The organism is Burkholderia sp. Ac-20349, assembly GCF_017104865.1.
GTDB classification, from domain to species: Bacteria; Pseudomonadota; Gammaproteobacteria; order Burkholderiales; family Burkholderiaceae; genus Burkholderia; species Burkholderia aenigmatica.
Map to the genome: position 1 here is coordinate 40,366 of NZ_JAAGPM010000004.1, position 17,358 is coordinate 57,723.

Genomic DNA, 17,358 nt, shown 5'->3' on the forward strand with positions numbered 1-17,358 from the left:
GACTTAAATCTTAGAGTGCTTGCTGACGGCAGTGAGTCAGCAGGCTTCGGGTGTTGCCTGCCACGGTCGATCATCGACGAGAGGCGACGAACATGGACAGGCGTTTTACACAGGTCGAATTCGGGCCGCACAAGGTCGACGTACCCGAAGGCGGGTATTACGACCGGTTCCGGATGAATCCTGACCTCGACGAGGTGGCGCGCGATCCCGCGGCGGGGAACATCGATTTTTTCCGTCGGATTCCGAAGCGTCAGGTCGCGTCAAGGGTCGGCCCGACCTGGGCGCCGAATTTCTACTACCGTTCCAGCAGCATTCAGCTGCTGTTCCTGGCGCCGCTCGAACGCCTGCGGACCACACTGCCGGTGCCGCTCGAACCGCTGCGCGCGCTTCCCGGATACGGGCTGGCCGCGCTGACCTTCTTCTCGTATTCGGTGTGCGACAACGATCCGTATGACGAAGTGTCCGTCGCGGTGGTCATCCGCCGGCCCGGCGCAACCGGGTCGCATGCGCTCGAGCTGATCGATTCGATGCGGCGCCGGAGCTTCTTCGCGCACGTGCTGGCGCTGCCGGTCACCACGGAAATCGCGCGGGTGCGCGGCGTGCATGGCTATCAGCTGCCCAAGTGGCTCGCCGATATCGACGTGAGCCTGGGCGCCACCGCCAGCGCCCGCATTGCCGGCCCGGGCGGCCGGCCGGACCTGAGCCTGAGCGTGCCGATGCCCGAACTGACCCAGGTCGCGTCGCAGTCGCACATGGGCACGTCGACGATGATCAATCGCATCGACGGCGAATGGCACCAGACATCGGTGCAGACGAATGCGCTATCGTTCGCCCAGCGCCTGTTGCCGCGCAATGTCGAGCTGGTGCGGCACGGCGGTCCGTTGAGCCAGCTGCTCGACGGGCTTGGCGCGTCCACCATCCTGCGTCTCGACGTAGTGAAGGACGCGCAACTGGTGCTGAACCTGCCGACCCCGTTGAAGGCCTTCGATGAACCCGGAAAGCAACGCTGACGCCACGCAACGCCGCGGCACGCCCGCGCGAAGGAACCGCCCATGACCCGGCCGACTCACGATCTCGTCGTATTTGGCGCCACCAGTTTTGTCGGGCAGATTCTCGCCCGCTACCTGTCCGAGTACCTGTCGGGTGCCGGCGAGACGCTGCGCTGGGCCATCGCCGGCCGCTCCGAAGCGAAGCTCAGGCAGGTCAGGGATACGCTGGGCGCGGCCGGGCAGTCGGTACCGATCATCGTTGCCGATGCGGCCGACGAAGCGCAGCTTCGAGCGCTCTGCGCGCAGACGCGGGTGGTCGTGTCCACCGTCGGCCCCTATGCGCTTTACGGGGAGCCGCTGGTCAGGATCTGCGCCGAGACCGGCACCGACTACTGCGACCTCACCGGCGAGACGCAGTGGATCAAACGGATGATCGACAAGTACGAACCGGCGGCCCGGCAATCCGGTGCGCGCATCGTTCATTGCTGTGGTTTCGATTCGGTGCCGTCGGACATGGGCGTGTTCTTCCTGCAGCAACAGGCGCGGCAACAGTGGGGCGTACCGGCCGCGCAGGTGAAGATGCGTGTGAAAACGCTGAAGGGCGGCGCGTCGGGCGGCACGGTGGCGAGCGTGATCAACGTCGTTCGGGAAGCGGCGGCGGATCCCGCGTTGCGCAGGGAACTGCTCGATCCTTATTCGCTGTGCCCGAAGGGACATGGTTTTACGGCACGCCAGCATGCGGTGCGATCCGCCGCGTTCGATCGCGACTTCGACGCGTGGATCGCGCCCTTCGTGATGGCGGCGATCAACGAGCGCGTCGTGCATCGCTCCAATGCACTGGCCGGCAATGCGTACGGCAGCCGCTTCACGTATGACGAAGCGGTGATGACGGGCACGGGCCTCAAGGGCCGCCTGACCGCGGTGACGATGGTGGCCGGCCTCGGCGCGTTCATGGTGGGTGTCGTCATCAAGCCGGTGCGCAGCCTGATGGAGCGCTTCCTGCTGCCGAAACCCGGCGAGGGGCCGAGCGCCGCGGCGCAACTGGCCGGCCGCTACGACCTGCGATTCTTCGGCCGCACGGACGACGGGAAGACCCTGCGCGTGAAAGTCACCGGCGACCGCGATCCGGGCTACGGCTCCACCGGCAAGATGCTCGGTCAGGCCGCGATCAGTCTCGCACTGGATTGCGTTGACAATGGCGTCAAGACCGGACGCGGCGGCGGCTTCTGGACGCCTGCGACGATGTTCGACGCGCGCTACATCGAGCGGCTGGTGCGCCATGCGGGGCTGCGTTTCGAGGTGATTTGAGCGCGCGCCGCCAGGTCGCCATTCGTCAGAAAGCCGATAAAGATCGGATTGCGAATCAACATCAGGAGACGACTGACAATCGCGACGGGGCAGATCGCCGGATGCGATCCGGCCGGGGAGTATCGGAACATGAAGATCGGGGAACTGGCGGAACGCACCGGCCTTACCCCTTCGCGCATCCGTTTTTACGAGCGCATCGGTCTGCTGACGCTCGTCGAGCGCGAAGCGAACGGCTATCGCACCTATCCGCAGGAAGCGGTGACGGTGCTCGACCTGATCACGGCCGCGCAGAAGGCGGATTTCAGTCTTGAAGAGATCCGCACGCTGATGCCGGCCGACCTCGCGCAATGGCCATGCGATTCGTTGCTGGAGGCGCTGTGCCGCAAGGTGCAGGACATCGAGGCGCTGGAGGCGCGGCTCGCGCAAAGCAAGGCGCAGGTCGTGTCGCTGATCGCCGACATCGCCGCGAAACCGGAGTCGGTCGATTGTGCAACCCATGCGAAACGATTGCTGTCGCGCATCCCGCCCGGGAATGCGGCGGATGGCGGCGAGGCTGCGACTGCCGCCGCCGATCGCGACGAAGCGGTGGTGCGCCGCCGGCCACCCCGCGCCTAGCGGCGCGCCGGCGCATCACATCACAGCAACGCGACGACCTGTTCCGCGGTCGCCTTTGCCGATTGCGGATTCTGGCCGGTCACGAGGCGGCCGTCGACGACGACGTTCGACGTGAACGGCAGCAGCGCCTTCTCGTAACGCGCGCCACGCTGCTGCATCTGCTGCTCGACGTTGTAGGGCACTTTCTTCGCGACGCCGGCCAGGATTTCCTCCACCCACGAGTAGCCGGTGATCCGGCGTCCGGCAACCAGCAGCGAGCCATCCGATAGTTTGGTGTTCAGCAGCCCGCAGTAGCCGTGACAGACCGACGACACGACGCCGCCGTGCTCGTAGATCTCGCGCGTGAGGCGCTGCAGCCCCGCATCGTCCGGGTAGTCCCACATCACCGCATGGCCGCCGGTGAAGTAGATCGCATCGAAATCGGCCGGATCGATCTCGTCGGGGCGTGCGGTGGTGGCCAGCAGCGCCGCGTTGGCCTGGTCGGCCCGCCACGCTTTCGCGGCGGCGTCCGCATGCGGCCATTTGAGCGAGCGCGGCTCCAGCGGCGACACGCCGCCCTTGGGGCTCACGAGCTGCTGCTCATAGCCTTTTGCCGCGAAGATGTGATGCGCATGGGTCAGTTCGGACAGCCACAGGCCGGTCGGTTGCGACGGATCGGCGTAGTGCGCGACGTTGCTCACGACGTGAAGGATGCGCTTGCTCATGATGCGGTTTCCCTTTCATCGGCCACGGGGCGGACGTCGTCGACGCACCGCCGGATTGTCGGATGGCATGGCACATACCCATGACCTCGATACGCTGCCGAGGCAAACCATAACCTTTAAGCAAAGTCGAAGGTCAAGGCCTTTTCGTCCTGGCCGTCCGCGCGGGCGTGGCGGGCAGCACGAGTCCGTCCAGCAAGGTGGTCAGCGCATCTTCGATCGCGTGGTCGCCAACCTTCTCGCGCACCAGCCGCCCGTCGATCGCCAGCATCGTCAGGCCATGCAGATGCGCCCAGCAGGCGGTCGCCTGGCCGAGCGCCGGGCGCGGGCGGATCGTGCCGGCGCGCTGGCCGCGCTCCAGGATGTCGACGACCAGCAGGAAGGGGGCTTGCACGCGCGGATCGAGATGGATGTCCGAAGGCTCCCCGGCATCCGCGGCAAACATCAGTCGATAGAGATCCGGGTTGCGCTGCCCGAACGCGAGATGGGCATAGGCGAGGGCGAGCAGCACGTCCGGTGCATCGGTTGCGGGATCGACGGACGCGGCGAGATCGTCGCGCAGGCGATCGAAGCCGATCAGCGCGAGCTCGTGCAGCAACGCGGCCTTGTCCGGGAAATGCCGGTACGGCGCGGAGTGGCTGACGTTCGCGCGCCGCGCGATTTCGCGCAGCGTGAACTGCCAGCCCTGTTGCTCCTGCAGCGTGTCGAGCGCGGTTTCGATGATCGCGCGACGCAGATCCCCATGGTGATAAGCCTTCTGCCCGGCATCCGCATCCCCATCCGACGACATCGTGTTGCTCCTATGTTGACAGGGAACACATTGTGGTCCTATGATCCGCCGCATGCAAGTTGACAGTGTCTACATCGACACAACCTCGTGAGGTGCACCATGGCCGTTTCCGCAGAATCCAGCTCGAGCTTCGACCCGGCGGTGTTGCTGGCCCGCCAGCGCAACGCATTCGTCAGCGAGGGGCCGCCGAGCATGCAGCAGCGCAAGGCCCGGCTCGCGCGGCTGCGCGCCGTGGTGCTCGCGTATCGCCGCGAAGTGGAGGAAGCGGTCAGCGTCGATTTCGGGCATCGCTCGCGACACGAGACCGCGATCATGGAACTGGTCGGCGTGATCCAGGCGATCGACTACCTGACGCGCAACCTGCGCCGCTTCATGAAGCCGCAGCGCCGGCACGTCGGCATCTTCTATCGCGCCGGGCAGGCGCACGTGGAATACCAGCCGCTGGGTGTCATCGGCGTGATGGCGCCGTGGAATTACCCGTTCGCGCTCACGTTCATTCCGCTGGCCACCGCGCTGGCCGCGGGCAACCGCGCGATGCTCAAGCCGTCGGAACTGACGCCGCGCACCAGCGAGGTGATGCGCCGGATGCTCGCGGAGACTTTCCCGATCGAAGAAGTCGCGGTCGTGCTCGGCGGCCCGGAAGTCGGCGCCGCGTTCAGCGGCTTGCCGTTCGATCATCTGCTGTTTACCGGCAGCACGCAGGTAGGCCGCAAGGTCATGAAGGCGGCCAGCGACAATCTGGTGCCGGTGACGCTCGAACTCGGCGGCAAGAGCCCGGCGATCGTCGCGCGGGGGCACGTCGATGACCGGACGATGTCCAGCATCGTGTTCGGCAAGCTGTCGAACGGCGGGCAGACCTGCGTGGCGCCCGACTACGCGCTGGTGCATGAAGACGACCTGGATGCGTTCGTCACGCAATACGATGCGGCCGTCGCGCGCTTCTATCCGGAAGGGCCGACCAGCCCGGACTACACGTCGATCGTCAGCGACCGGCATTACGATCGCCTGAAAGGGCTCGTCGACGAAGCACGCAGCAAAGGCGCGCGCGTGATCGAGGCGGGCGTGAATCCGCAGCAGGCGGCCACCCGCAAGCGGACGCTCGCGCCCACGCTGATCGTCGGGGCCGGCGACGATACGACCGTCATGCAGGAAGAAATCTTCGGGCCGATCCTGCCGGTGCGCACATATCGCACGATCGACGAAGTCGTCGACTACGTGAATGCGCGTCCGCGACCGCTTGCGCTGTATTACTTCGGCGCGCAGGACAGCGACTGCGCGTCGTTGCTCTCGCGCACCACGTCGGGCAACGTCGGCATCAACAACACGCTCCTGCACGTCGCGCAGGAAGACTTGCCGTTCGGCGGCGTCGGCCCGAGCGGGATGGGCGCGTATCACGGCATCGAAGGATTCCGCGCGATGAGTCATGCGAAGGGCGTGTTCGTGCTCGGGCGCTGGAACCTGCCGAGCCTGCTGCGTGCGCCGTTCGGCAAGCTCGCGGATCTGTCGCTGGCGGCGCTGCTCGGGCGCAGCCGGGATCCGGTGGGCGCGCGGGCGGGATTGACCGCGAAGCGCTGACCCGGGGGCGGGGCCGGGTCAGCGCGCGCGATGGTGTCCTTGAAGCGCGGCGGCCCGGAAATTCAGATCAGCGCCCGCCGCGCGCGATGGCCAGCGCGACGCCGAAGCCCACGAGCAGGCAGCCGAAGGTGCGGTCGATCCAGTGCCGCAGCGCCAGCAGGCGGTCGCGGACGGCCGTTGCGGAAAAGCACAGCGCCACCAGGCTGAACCAGCCGGCATGCGCGACGGCGATGAACGCGCCGTAGCCGATCTGCACGATCAACGGCGTGTCGGGCCGCACGGCCTGCATGAACAGGCTGACGATGAACACCGTGGTCTTGGGGTTCAGCGCATTGGTCAGGAAGCCGGTGCGCAGCGCGGCCAGGTCGGACAGCGGGGCGACGCGTGTGTCGGGCTGCCCGTTGCTTGCCTTCGTCATGAGCATCTTCACGCCCAGGTAGATCAGGTAGATCGCGCCGACCAGCTTGACGGCATTGAAGAGCCACAGCGACTGGCGGATCAGCAGGCCGACGCCCAGCAGCGTGTAGCTCACATGAACCGTCACGCCGAGCCCGATACCCAGCGCGGTGAGCACGCCCGAGCGGCGCGACAGCATCAGGCTGTTGCGCGTGACCATCGCGAAGTCCGGGCCCGGGCTGATCACGGCCAGCAGCGTGATGGTGACTACAACTATCAGTTCGGTCATCGTCTTGTCCTTGCGGTTGATGGCTTGATGACGCAATCTTATGGGTCACGTTACATCGGGAAAAGCGATGATTTCTGACCAGAATGGTGAGATTGACTCACAATCCGTTCGCGCCAGCCTGCCGTCGCTGATGGCCTTGCGTTGCTTCGAGGCGGCGGCGCGTCACGAGAATTTCAGCCGTGCCGCCGACGAGCTGTGCCTGACTCATGGCGCGGTCAGCCGCGCGGTGCGACTGCTCGAGGATGACCTGGGTGTGGCGCTGTTCCAGCGGCGTAGCCGTCGCGTCTTCCTGACCGATGCGGGCCGCAAGCTGGCGCAGGCCGTCCATGATGGGCTGGGCCTGATGCGTCACGCCGCGCACGAATTACGCACCGAGGCCGCCCGGGCGCGCCGCTGGGTCCTGTCGTGCGAGCCGACGCTGCTGATGCGCTGGTTGATTCCGCGCTGGCCGGATTTTCAGGCGCGGCATACGGGCGTCGACATTCACCTGGCTGCCGCGGGCGGCCCGTTTTCATTCGACAGCGGCATCGACATGGCGATTCGACGCAATGACTTTGCGTGGCCAGCGGGGTATCACGCGGAGCGTCTGTTCGCAGAGCGGGTCGGGCCGGTTTGCCGGCCGGATAAAGTCGATGCGTGGTTTGCCACGCGTCGTGGTGATTGCGCGTTGAAGAAGGACGCTCCGCCATTGCATACGCGGACACGCCCGGACGCGTGGAAGGAATGGGCGGTAGCGGCGAACCAGCCGGCCTCGGGTGGGCGCGGGCAGACCTTCGACCATTTCTACTTCAGCCTGCAGGCGGCCGTCGCGGGGCTCGGTGTCGCGATCGGCCCGTGGCACCTCGTTCGCGACGACATCGAAAGCGGTGTGCTGGTCGCGCCGCTCGGATTCGTCGAGGATGGTTCGCATTACTGCTTGCTGACGCCGGAACCGGTGGCCGCCGGGAGTGCGCAGGCGGATTTGCTCGGGTGGTTGAGGGCGATGGTTTGAAGGAGCGGGGCGGCTTCACGGAAATTCAGGGGTGACGCAAAACGGTGCAGGCATCGTCCGGGCAATGGCACAATTTCGACGCGCGTGCGCCGACGAGATGCCACGACAGACGAGCGCCCCCGCACCATATCGGGTGGATCGTCACTTCATGGAGCGGCTGATGGAAGACGAATTGCAGGCGTTGATCGCGGCCCGGCGCGCAGCCGGGAAACCGGAGGGCCAGGTGCCGGGGTGGAAGGACAATCTGGTTCTGTTGCAGGGCACGTTGGCCCGTGTGTCGAAAAAGCGCGCGGCAGCCCCGCCTCAGATACCTCCACCGCCAGCGGGCGTCGTGGGGGCGACCGCGATTGCGGCGACGTTGCTGGGCATGGGCGCCCAGGCGCGGGTGATGGTCGATGCGACCGACGGATCGAGCTGGAAAGACGAAGCGGACTGGGTGGAGTTCGAGATGGACGGCAATCATTTTCACGGCGTGCTGTGGATGATGCCGATGCGCAGTGGAGAGGCGGTCAAGGTCGTCGCCGAAAAAATCGGCGAGCACCGCTATTTCGCCTATGCGGTCCAGCGCGATTCGGACGCCGTGGTGGCGATCTATCCGAATGCGATCATGGGTACGAAGGCGCGTGGCCGATTCGAGCGGAAGGGCACGCTGGGGTTCTTCGTGTTCGTGGAGTTGATCATGGCCGTCTTCCTGGGGATCAACTTTTTCCGTGGCGAAGGCAGCATCGGCGACTTCGCGATCATGATGGGAGGGGCACTGGTCGCAGGTGCCTTGGTCATGATGTTCTTTTACTTCCTGGGGAAATGGAAGTTCCGCAACAGCATCGAAGACGAACTGGCCGAGTGCATCTTCCGGGCGTTCGGCTGGCCCGATCCGCAGAATTTCAATTTGCGAAAGGTCTCTCGATGGCCGAATCGGGCGCGGCCGAGCGAGGATCTTCCGACCTCCGATCCTTACTGGTACTTCAACCTGAGTTATTTCAGGGTCGAGCCGTCGCTGCACGCGTGACAGGACGATCGGCCGCCCGCGCCCGGTATCGCAGGCGGCCGTGACGGCCGTTGCTACCGCGCGGAAGCCGGTGCGAAGGTCCTGCCCGTCACGTCGCCGATAAAGTCGATTGCTGCCCGAATCGACGGCGAATGCCTTAGATCGGCATGCACGACCAGCCAGATTTCGCGGGAGTACGATTCCCCGTCGAACGGCAGGCGCTGCAACCCGGGATCGCGGTCGCCCATGAACACGGGCAGCCCTGCCACGCCGATTCCCGTGCGGGCCGCGACCTGCTGCGTCGTGATATCGCTGACTTCGCAGGCGATGCGGCGGCCTCGAGCGATCGACTCGAGCCACTTCTGATGCGGCATTTCTGCGAATTGCGCGTCGTAGCAGATAAAGCCCCAATCGTCGGGCGTCGACGCGTGCGCATAGTCGCGGCTCGCGTAGAGCCCGAAAGGCATCTCGCCCAGCTTGCGCGTCACGTTCTGCGGCTCCTCGGGGCGGAACAGGCGCACCGCGATATCCGCTTCACGACGGGCGAGCGATACGCTTTGCGCCTGGCTGGCCATCGACAGTCGAATGCCCGGATGCAATTGCGCGAATTCATGGAGATGATTCGCGAAGAAATTGTTGGCGAGTACGGGTGGCACGCTGATCGTCACGGTGCCGTGCATCGGCAGATGTTCGGTGAGCGCGAGACGCTCGATCGCGAACGCGTGCTCCTCCATTTTCTCGGCGAATTCGAGCATCTGTCGGCCCGCGGCGGTCGGCCGGCACGCGCGTGGCAACCTGTCGATCACGCGCACCTTCAATTCGGTTTCGAGTGCGCCCAAGCGACGGCTGACGGTCGCATGGTCGACATTCAACCGCCTGGCCGCCGCCGAAAGACTCCCCGCCTGTGCGACGGCAACGAAGTACCGCAGGTTTTCCCAGTCGAACATCGGTGCATTTTCTCCAGGTTGCTGTGCTGTTTTGCGGAATATTCGCACAGAAGGCGATCCTCTACGCTTCAATCCTCCGAATGCGAAGGATTGCCGATGCAGACATCTTCCACCCCTCATCCGCGGCTGGTTCAAACGGCGGCGTGCCTCGGTTTTGCGGTCGTCCTGATCGACGTCAGCGTCGTCAACGTTGCGCTCGATGCATTGCGCACGGCCTTTGGCGCAGCGGTCACCGACCTGCAATGGGTCGTCAACGCGTATGCGCTCGTGTTCGCGGCGACCCTGCTGATGGCAGGCGCCCTCGGCGACCGGCTGGGCGCAAAGCGCGTGTTCATGGCCGGTTACGCGATATTCACGCTGTCGTCGATCGGCTGCGGCATCGCGCATTCGATGGGCGCGTTGATCGCGTGGCGTCTCGTCCAGGGGATCGGCGCGTCGCTGCTGGTGCCGAACTCGCTGGCCGTGCTGCGCCTGGCATTCGACGACGCGGCGGCGCGCAGCCGCGCGATCGGCTGGTGGGGCGCCGGCGGCGGTATCGCGCTGGCCGCGGGGCCCTTGGCAGGCGGGTTGCTCATCGCGGCAGTCGGCTGGCGCAGCATTTTCCTGGTCAACGTGCCGGTTGGCATGGCCGGTATCTGGATGACATGGCGGTTTGCGCCCGACACGCAAGCGCAGCGTGGCAGGCACCTGGATCTTCCCGGGCAACTGACCGGCGCGTTTGCGCTGGCGGCGCTCACGTTCGCGTCGACCGAGCTCAGTGCGCTGGGGTGGCGCAGTCCAGTCATCGTCTGTGCGTTCGCGTTGTGCGTCGGGTTGGGCATCGCGTTCATCCGGCTGGAAGCGCGCAATCCGGACGCGATGCTGCCGGCCACGTTGTGGCAGGACCGGATCGTCCGCAGTTCGATCGTGATCGGTGCGATCGCGAATCTGGTGTTCTACGGCATCGTGTTTACGTTGAGCCTGCTGTTTCAGTCCGTCTGGCATATGACACCCGTGCGCACGGGTGTGGCGTTTCTGCCGATGATGGGCGTGCTGATGGCCATGAGCATCGTTGCCGGGCGACTGACCGGCCGGCTGGGCGCGCGCACGCTGGCGACAGCCGGACTGTCGATTTCCGCGGCCGGTTATCTGGCGATGTGGCCGGCCATCGCCGTGCACTCCAACGCGCTGCTCGCGATTCCGATGCTGCTGGCCGGCAGCGGCATCGCGCTGACGATACCGACCATCACGGATGCGGCGCTCGCGGCGGTGAGCGGTGCGCAGTCAGGTGTGGCGTCGGGGTTGCTGAATACGGCCCGGCAGGTGGGCGGCGTGATGGGCGTCGCGCTGTTTGGCTTCTTCGTTCGCGAGGCGGGGGGTGTGACGTTTGTGCATGGGATGGCGCGGGCGTTGATCGTGTCGGTTCTGCTGCTGGTGGTCGGTGCGGTGATGGCCTGGCGGAATCTGGGGCAGGCGGCGGAGCGCGGGATGGGGGCTCGCGGGGCGAGCCCTCAACGTCAGTGCCCAACCCGATAGACGCGACCGCTATGCACCCCCTCCACGCTGCGCCGATAGGCCATGGCCACGCGTGCCGCCGGCACGCTCTCGCAGCCAGGGAAAAACGGACCGAACCGGTCGATGGATTCCGTCAGCATGGTCGGGCTCACGGCATTGATCCGGATGCCCCGGGGAAAATCGCATGCGGCAGCGCGCACGAAGCCTTCAATCCCGGCATTCGACGTTGCGGCGTTGGCGCCTTGCGCAATCGGATCATCGACGGCGATGCCCGAAGTCAGCGTGATCGACCCGCCATCGGACAGGGCGTGCTGACCAACCAGTGCGACGCGCACCTGACTCAGCAGCTTGTCCTGCAATCCCTTGTGGAATTCGGCCGCCGTCATCTTTTCGATCGGAGCCAGGATGACATTGCCCGCGGCCACGATGATCGCGTCGACTTGCCCGATCTTTCCGAACAGCGCGCTCACGCTCTCGTCACGGGCGATGTCGACCTGATGGTCGCCCGAGGTGCGACCCACGCGAATGATGTCGTGTTTTCCGTCGCGCGCGAGCTCATCTGCCACGGCACGCCCTACGTCGCCACCGGCGCCGATTACAACGATCTTCATGGAACCACTCCTTTTCGATTTCAGGTTGGAGTGGCCATTGTTCATCGAACCAATATTGCGATAAATGTGCTCTAATTTCCGACACTACTAATCGCCAGTTCGGAATATGGACAAGCTGCGTTCAATGGAAACCTTCGTTGCCGTCGTGGAAGGGGGCAACTTCACCGAGGCGGCGCAGCGGCTGGGCATATCGGCGGTCATGGTGGGCAAGTATGTGCGCGAACTCGAAGAGCGCCTCGGTGCGCGCATGCTGGAGCGCACCACGCGACGGCAAAGCCTGACGGATGCGGGGCGCGTGTTCTACGAAGATGCCAAGCGCGCGCTCGAACATGTGCGTATCGCCGAGACGTCGGTCGAACGGTTGCGCGCGTCGCCGTCCGGCACGTTGCGTATCAGTGCGCCGCTTACCTTCGGGTCCTGTGTCGTCGCGCCTTTGGCGGCGACTTTCCAGCAGATGTACCCGCTCGTGCGCATCGAGCTGGCGTTGAGCAATCGCGTCGTCGATCTGGTTGACGAGGGGTTCGATCTGGCGATTCGTATTGGTGCGCTGGGCGATGTCGACCTGATCGCGAAGCCGCTGGCCATGTATCGGATGGTGATCTGTGCGTCGCCCGGTTACCTCGCGCGGCATGGGCGTCCGGAGACGCCGCAGGACCTGGGCGCGCATCACTGCCTGTCTCACTCGGTGTGGAATGGCCGTAACGGGTGGAAGCTCAAAAGCTGGGATGGCCCGCAGGTTTCGAAGGATCCGGTTTTCACGTGTGACGATGGTCATGGCCTGCGCATGGCGGCTATCGCGGGGGCGGGGTTGTTGTTGCAGCCTGAAGTGCTGGTGGCTCACGATCTGGCGAGTGGCGCGCTGGTGCCGGTGTTGCAAGCGTACTTGCCCGAGCCGCATCCGATTCATGTCGTGTATCGGCATGATCGGCGGCCGCTGCCGAAGCTGACGCGCTTTGTTGCGCATTTGCTTGAGCATGGGGCGGCGCGGGACGCGTCTTAGCGGGCGGGGGCTGTAGTCGACGGTGGATTCAACCGGTCGATGCGACAGCTCAATGCTTCGTGGCAGCGGAATCCATGAACGTCGTTCATGGGAACATGAAATATATCCATTTTTATTTCTCCCGGGCGGAGCCCATAATTCCGGGCTCCCCACGTCCGGCGGACGTGGGCGTATTTCATTGACACTTCTCATGGCAACCACAATCGAACGCAAGCCATTGGCGTTACCTGGCGGGCACAAGAAAGTGCTGCTGCATTCCTGCTGCGCGCCTTGCTCGGGCGAAGTGATGGAAGCCATGCAGGCGTCGGGCATCGACTTCACGATCTTCTTCTACAACCCGAATATCCATCCGCTGAAGGAATACGAACTACGCAAGCAGGAAAACATCCGGTTTGCAGAGACATTCGGTATTCCATTTGTCGATGCCGACTACGACCGCGACAACTGGTTTGAGCGCGCGAAGGGAATGGAAAACGAACCGGAGCGCGGCATCCGCTGCACCATGTGCTTCGACATGCGTTTTGAGCGCACGGCACTGTATGCCCATGAGCACGGCTTCCCTGTCATCACCAGTTCGTTGGGCATCTCGCGCTGGAAGAACATGCAACAGATCAACGATTGCGGTGTGCGCGCGGCCTCGCACTATCCCGACATGCTGTATTGGGAATACAACTGGCGCAAAGGCGGCGGCTCGGCGCGCATGATCGAGATCAGCAAGCGAGAAAACTTCTACCAGCAAGAATATTGCGGCTGCGTCTACTCGCTACGCGACACCAATCGGCATCGCGTGGAAAGCGGCCGGGAACGCATCCAGCTGGGCGTGAAGTTCTACGGCGACGACGACTCCGCAATCGAATCCTGAGCTCGCCATCTGTTCCCGGATCAACAAGCGGAACGGCTTGAAGATCCCGTACTCGCGCAAAACCCTGGTCGGGCTGCGTACCCGTCCACGGCATGCCACGAATCGCCATGGCGCAGGCGCTTGGCATTCCGCTGGCGCATCGGAAGCGACTCGAAACCGGCCTGAAACCCTTATCTGCTGCGATCGTCGGTCCTTGACCCGCAGTGACGAACGTCTCTTTTTCGCGCGCGTCATTTCACGGTTCGTCGTTAGATTCGATCCGAAGGAAATGAACCCGCTGTTCGCGCAAGGCGTTCCCCAAGCTTGCTCCATGACTTCGCCGTCGGGCTTTCCGCCGGGCTGAGCGCCGGGGCGGTCAAACCCCGCAAGCAAGGAAGGCCCTTGACGCAGATGTGCCAGGACGCGAGCGCGTTGGGGCATGAAGCGTCGTATGACCGCGTCGCTGACTGCATCACGCAACGAAGGTGCGGAAGGAGAGAGGCGAGCAGCCCAACCTGCACCCCCGACCATGAACATGATTAATGGTTTGATGAAATCTATTCACTTTTATTCATGGATGGCTCGGCATAAAATTTGTCTTGAATGCCGATATCTTGAAGATTTCTGAGCAAGAGCCAGAAAACAAAATCGGAAAGCATTGAAAAACCAAGGGATGAATTCAGGCTTCATCTCGGAAATCAGGGTGTCAGATCAACATGAGTCAAGATTTTACATTTGCCATCAAGCGCCTTAGCTTCGATGAAGATTATCGGCCGTCAGACAGTACGCGTATCACGACCAACTTCGCCAACCTGGCTAGAGGAACGAGTCGTCAAGAGAATTTGCGCAACACGTTCAGGATGATCGACAATCGTTTCAATGCGTTGGCGCATTGGGATAATCCTGAAGGCAACCGCTATGCCGTCAAGCTTGAAATCATTTCCGTCGAAATGAGCATCGACGGTGAAAGCAGTGGCACGTCCCTCCCGTTGATTGAAATATTGAAAACGAATATCGTCGATCAAAAAACCGGTGAGCACATCGAGGGCATCGTCGGGAATAATTTCTCGTCTTACGTACGAGATTATGATTTCAGCGTTCTGCTTCTGGAGCACACCAGGAATCAGGCCGAATTCAGCACCCCGGAGAATTTTGGGGATCTGCACGGGAAGCTGTTCAAATGCTTCGTGAACTCAAGCGCCTACAAGGCCAACTTCAAAAAGCAGCCCGTTATCTGCCTGAGTGTCTCGAGCAGCAAGACTTATCATCGGACCGCCAATCAGCATCCGGTATTGGGTATCGAATATCTGCAGGATGAATACTCTCTGACTGACGAATACTTCAAGAAAATGGGCTTGAAGGTTCGTTACTTCATGCCGCCGAATAGTGTTGCGCCGCTGGCTTTTTATTTTTCCGGCGATTTGCTTGCTGATTACAGTGATCTCGAGCTTATCGGTACCATCAGCACGATGGATACGTTCCAGAAAATTTACCGGCCCGAGATTTACAATGCGAATTCTGCGGCGGGAAAATCCTATCAGCCAAGTTTGAAGCACCAGGATTTTTCGTTAACTCGAATTGTTTACGATCGGGAAGAACGCAGCCGGCTGGCTATCGAGCAGGGAAAGTTTGTCGAAGAGCACTTCATCAAACCGTACCACGCTGTTCTTGAGCAGTGGTCCGCTAACTACGCTCTTTGATTCATCAAAAACACAAGGTCATCTACTGTGAAGAAATTGTTGCCTACCTCAACTGCCGGCAGTTTGCCTAAACCCTCTTGGCTCGCGCAACCGGAGACGCTTTGGTCGCCGTGGAAATTGCAGGATGAGGGGTTGATTGAGGGCAAGCAAGATGCTTTGCGCTTGTCACTGCAAGAGCAGCAACATGCAGGTATCGATATCGTCAGTGACGGCGAGCAAACGCGCCAGCATTTTGTGACGACGTTCATCGAGCACCTCAGCGGTGTTGATTTTGAGAACCGCAAGACCGTTCGAATTCGCGATCGCTATGATGCAAGCGTGCCGACGGTCGTCGGTGCCGTTGCTCGACAAAAGCCGGTTTTTGTCGAAGACGCCAAGTTCTTGCGCCAGCAAACCAAGCAACCCATAAAATGGGCGCTGCCGGGCCCCATGACCATGATCGATACGCTTTATGACGATCATTATAAAAGCCGCGAAAAACTGGCTTGGGAATTCGCAAAGATCCTGAATCAGGAAGCCAAGGAACTGGAAGCTGCAGGCGTTGATATCATTCAATTTGACGAGCCTGCGTTCAATGTCTTCTTTGATGAGGTGAATGACTGGGGTGTTGCGACCCTGGAGCGGGCAATTGAAGGTCTCAAGTGTGAGACTGCCGTGCATATTTGCTATGGCTATGGCATCAAAGCCAATACGGACTGGAAAAAGACGCTGGGGTCGGAGTGGCGGCAATACGAAGAAGCCTTTCCCAAGCTGCAGAAATCCAGTATCGATATGGTTTCGCTGGAGTGCCACAACTCCCGCGTTCCGATGGATCTGATCGAGCTCATTCGAGGGAAGAAGGTGATGGTGGGGGCGATCGATGTGGCAACGGATACCGTTGAAACGCCCGAGGAAGTCGCCAGCACCTTGCGGAAAGCACTGCAGTTTGTCGATGCCGACAAGCTCTATCCTTGCACCAACTGCGGGATGGCTCCGTTGTCTCGTGCAGTCGCACGAGGCAAGCTGGAAGCTTTGAGTGCAGGCGCGGAAATCGTCCGACGAGAAATCTCGAACTAACTCTTGGCTGCAGTCGGAAGGGGTGCTCGGGAAATTGAAGCGCGTGTGGATTTCAGGGGGGGGCCTCAAGCGGGCTCCCTGATTCCGTTGGAATACGCCGCCCGGATTTCCCGAGTAAAGATGAAGCAGGGGCCCTTTTCGATTCCGATCAAGCCGACGAGCACAAGCAGGCCGGCAGGACGTTGTCGACGATCGAAGCGGATCAGGTAGCGCCGCGGGAGGGTGGCTGGCGCGTACTGCTTCAGTACGACGGCACACATCGGCACGGATGCCGAGTGAGTGCATAGACAGCCGGCACGCCGATATGTGCCGGTCGGCGCCGAAGCGGTGTGCCCGTCATGCGCAACATTGTCGCCGTGAGCCGCTCGCAACGGCCAAGCGCGGAGAAGCGAGTGGGCTATCGGGTCGATTTTGATCGACGGGCCGCTTGCACAATTGACGACCGATGAAGTCAGCCAAAATGACCTGACGACTTCAGGCCTTCCTTGATATTTTCGAGCCGCACCCAGTATTCAGTGTCTACCATGTCTCTTTCCAGCACTGCCATCGAGCCATTGAGCTTTCGCGAAGCGCTCGGGCATTACGCATCCGGTATCACGGTCATTACATCGCACGTTGATGACGAGCCGATCGGCTTCACTTGCCAGTCGTTCTATAGCGTGTCGATGAGCCCGCCGCTGGTGTCGTTCAGCGTCATGTCCAGTTCGGCCAGCTATCCTAAAATTCGCCAGGCAGGTCGATTCGTGGTCAACATCCTGTCAGACGAGCAAGTCGGGATTTCCAACCAGTTCGCTCGACGCGGCACGGACAAGTGGCACGGAGTCGAATGGCTACAGTCGCCACTGGGTAACCCGATCATTGTCGGCAGCCTTCACTGGCTTGATTGCGAAATCTACGCCGAACACGCCGCGGGTGATCACCTGATCGTGATTGGCGAGGTGAAAGCGTTGGACGTGCAAGAAGCTGCTGCTACGCAGCCATTGCTGTATTTCAAAGGGCAGTATCGCAACATCGCCGCGCATGACGCGGTTTGAGCGTTGACCTCCGCGGCCCTCTTTTAAGCGTCA

Annotated in this window: 17 protein-coding genes; 12 read left to right on the forward strand and 5 right to left on the reverse strand. The window is 62.4% G+C overall.

The genetic code is table 11. The features are described from left to right. The first annotated feature begins 92 nt into the window (after positions 1 to 92). The 3 genes from G3N61_RS02635 to G3N61_RS02645 all read left to right on the forward strand — a co-directional run bounded on the left by G3N61_RS02635 (position 93) and on the right by G3N61_RS02645 (position 2,912). A complete protein-coding gene (locus G3N61_RS02635; protein ID WP_205821412.1) occupies positions 93 to 1,010 on the forward strand; it encodes an acetoacetate decarboxylase in 918 nt (305 codons plus the stop codon). Positions 1,011 to 1,052: 42 nt separating this feature from the next. Continuing rightward, positions 1,053 to 2,297 (forward strand): saccharopine dehydrogenase NADP-binding domain-containing protein, encoded by a 1,245-nt coding sequence (locus G3N61_RS02640; RefSeq protein WP_205821416.1) that lies wholly within the window; start codon positions 1,053 to 1,055, stop codon positions 2,295 to 2,297. Between the two features lie 129 nt (positions 2,298 to 2,426). Next, complete coding sequence (locus tag G3N61_RS02645; protein WP_205821417.1) at positions 2,427 to 2,912, forward strand: MerR family transcriptional regulator; 486 nt, start codon at positions 2,427 to 2,429, stop codon at positions 2,910 to 2,912. Between the two features lie 20 nt (positions 2,913 to 2,932). On the opposite strand, the gene G3N61_RS02650 is transcribed toward G3N61_RS02645, so the two are convergent. Further along, on the reverse strand, positions 2,933 to 3,616 hold the full coding sequence (locus G3N61_RS02650; protein ID WP_043184272.1) for a type 1 glutamine amidotransferase domain-containing protein: 684 nt from the start codon (positions 3,614 to 3,616) through the stop codon (positions 2,933 to 2,935). A 133-nt stretch (positions 3,617 to 3,749) separates the two neighbouring features. Further along, complete coding sequence (locus G3N61_RS02655; RefSeq protein WP_205821418.1) at positions 3,750 to 4,403, reverse strand: TetR/AcrR family transcriptional regulator; 654 nt, start codon at positions 4,401 to 4,403, stop codon at positions 3,750 to 3,752. Positions 4,404 to 4,502: 99 nt separating this feature from the next. Between G3N61_RS02655 and G3N61_RS02660 the strand changes: the two genes are divergently transcribed. Beyond that, the gene (locus tag G3N61_RS02660; protein ID WP_205821420.1) at positions 4,503 to 5,978 is read left to right on the forward strand and encodes a coniferyl aldehyde dehydrogenase; all 1,476 of its coding nucleotides are present in this window, start codon (positions 4,503 to 4,505) and stop codon (positions 5,976 to 5,978) included. Positions 5,979 to 6,045: 67 nt separating this feature from the next. Here G3N61_RS02660 and G3N61_RS02665 read toward each other — a convergent pair whose 3' ends face one another. Next, positions 6,046 to 6,663, reverse strand: coding sequence for a LysE family transporter (locus tag G3N61_RS02665; protein ID WP_043184544.1), 618 nt, complete (start codon positions 6,661 to 6,663; stop codon positions 6,046 to 6,048). Positions 6,664 to 6,730: 67 nt separating this feature from the next. Between G3N61_RS02665 and G3N61_RS02670 the strand changes: the two genes are divergently transcribed. Both G3N61_RS02670 and G3N61_RS02675 read left to right on the forward strand, forming a co-directional pair. Further along, complete coding sequence (locus tag G3N61_RS02670; protein ID WP_205821422.1) at positions 6,731 to 7,654, forward strand: LysR family transcriptional regulator; 924 nt, start codon at positions 6,731 to 6,733, stop codon at positions 7,652 to 7,654. A 148-nt stretch (positions 7,655 to 7,802) separates the two neighbouring features. After that, positions 7,803 to 8,663: a putative type VI secretion system effector gene (locus G3N61_RS02675; RefSeq protein ID WP_205821424.1), complete on the forward strand. Its 861-nt coding sequence runs from the start codon at positions 7,803 to 7,805 to the stop codon at positions 8,661 to 8,663. Positions 8,664 to 8,716: 53 nt separating this feature from the next. Here the strand turns inward: G3N61_RS02675 and G3N61_RS02680 are convergent, their stop codons facing one another. Beyond that, positions 8,717 to 9,709, reverse strand: coding sequence for a LysR family transcriptional regulator (locus tag G3N61_RS02680; RefSeq protein ID WP_346778539.1), 993 nt, complete (start codon positions 9,707 to 9,709; stop codon positions 8,717 to 8,719). Between G3N61_RS02680 and G3N61_RS02685 the strand changes: the two genes are divergently transcribed. Beyond that, complete coding sequence (locus tag G3N61_RS02685) at positions 9,686 to 11,104, forward strand: MFS transporter (protein ID WP_205821425.1); 1,419 nt, start codon at positions 9,686 to 9,688, stop codon at positions 11,102 to 11,104. The two genes, G3N61_RS02680 and G3N61_RS02685, sit on opposite strands and share 24 nt — an antisense overlap. Here G3N61_RS02685 and G3N61_RS02690 read toward each other — a convergent pair. After that, entirely contained in the window at positions 11,086 to 11,694 is a 609-nt protein-coding gene (locus G3N61_RS02690) for a short chain dehydrogenase (RefSeq protein ID WP_205821427.1), read from the reverse strand. The genes G3N61_RS02685 and G3N61_RS02690 overlap by 19 nt on opposite strands. Positions 11,695 to 11,800: 106 nt before the next feature. Here G3N61_RS02690 and G3N61_RS02695 point away from each other — a divergent pair, with 106 nt between their 5' ends. The 5 genes from G3N61_RS02695 to G3N61_RS02715 all read left to right on the forward strand — a co-directional run bounded on the left by G3N61_RS02695 (position 11,801) and on the right by G3N61_RS02715 (position 17,325). Then, on the forward strand, positions 11,801 to 12,694 hold the full coding sequence (locus tag G3N61_RS02695; RefSeq protein WP_205821428.1) for a LysR family transcriptional regulator: 894 nt from the start codon (positions 11,801 to 11,803) through the stop codon (positions 12,692 to 12,694). A gap of 190 nt (positions 12,695 to 12,884) precedes the next feature. After that, positions 12,885 to 13,556 (forward strand): epoxyqueuosine reductase QueH, encoded by a 672-nt coding sequence (locus G3N61_RS02700; protein ID WP_205821429.1) that lies wholly within the window; start codon positions 12,885 to 12,887, stop codon positions 13,554 to 13,556. Between the two features lie 695 nt (positions 13,557 to 14,251). Beyond that, entirely contained in the window at positions 14,252 to 15,235 is a 984-nt protein-coding gene (locus tag G3N61_RS02705) for a DUF1852 domain-containing protein (RefSeq protein ID WP_089454454.1), read from the forward strand. Between the two features lie 27 nt (positions 15,236 to 15,262). Next, on the forward strand, positions 15,263 to 16,291 hold the full coding sequence (locus G3N61_RS02710) for a methionine synthase (protein WP_043184288.1): 1,029 nt from the start codon (positions 15,263 to 15,265) through the stop codon (positions 16,289 to 16,291). 524 nt (positions 16,292 to 16,815) lie between these two features. Continuing rightward, positions 16,816 to 17,325 carry a flavin reductase family protein gene (locus tag G3N61_RS02715; RefSeq protein WP_043184289.1) on the forward strand — a complete coding sequence of 170 codons (510 nt, stop codon included), beginning with the start codon at positions 16,816 to 16,818 and terminating at the stop codon, positions 17,323 to 17,325. Positions 17,326 to 17,358 lie beyond the last annotated feature (33 nt).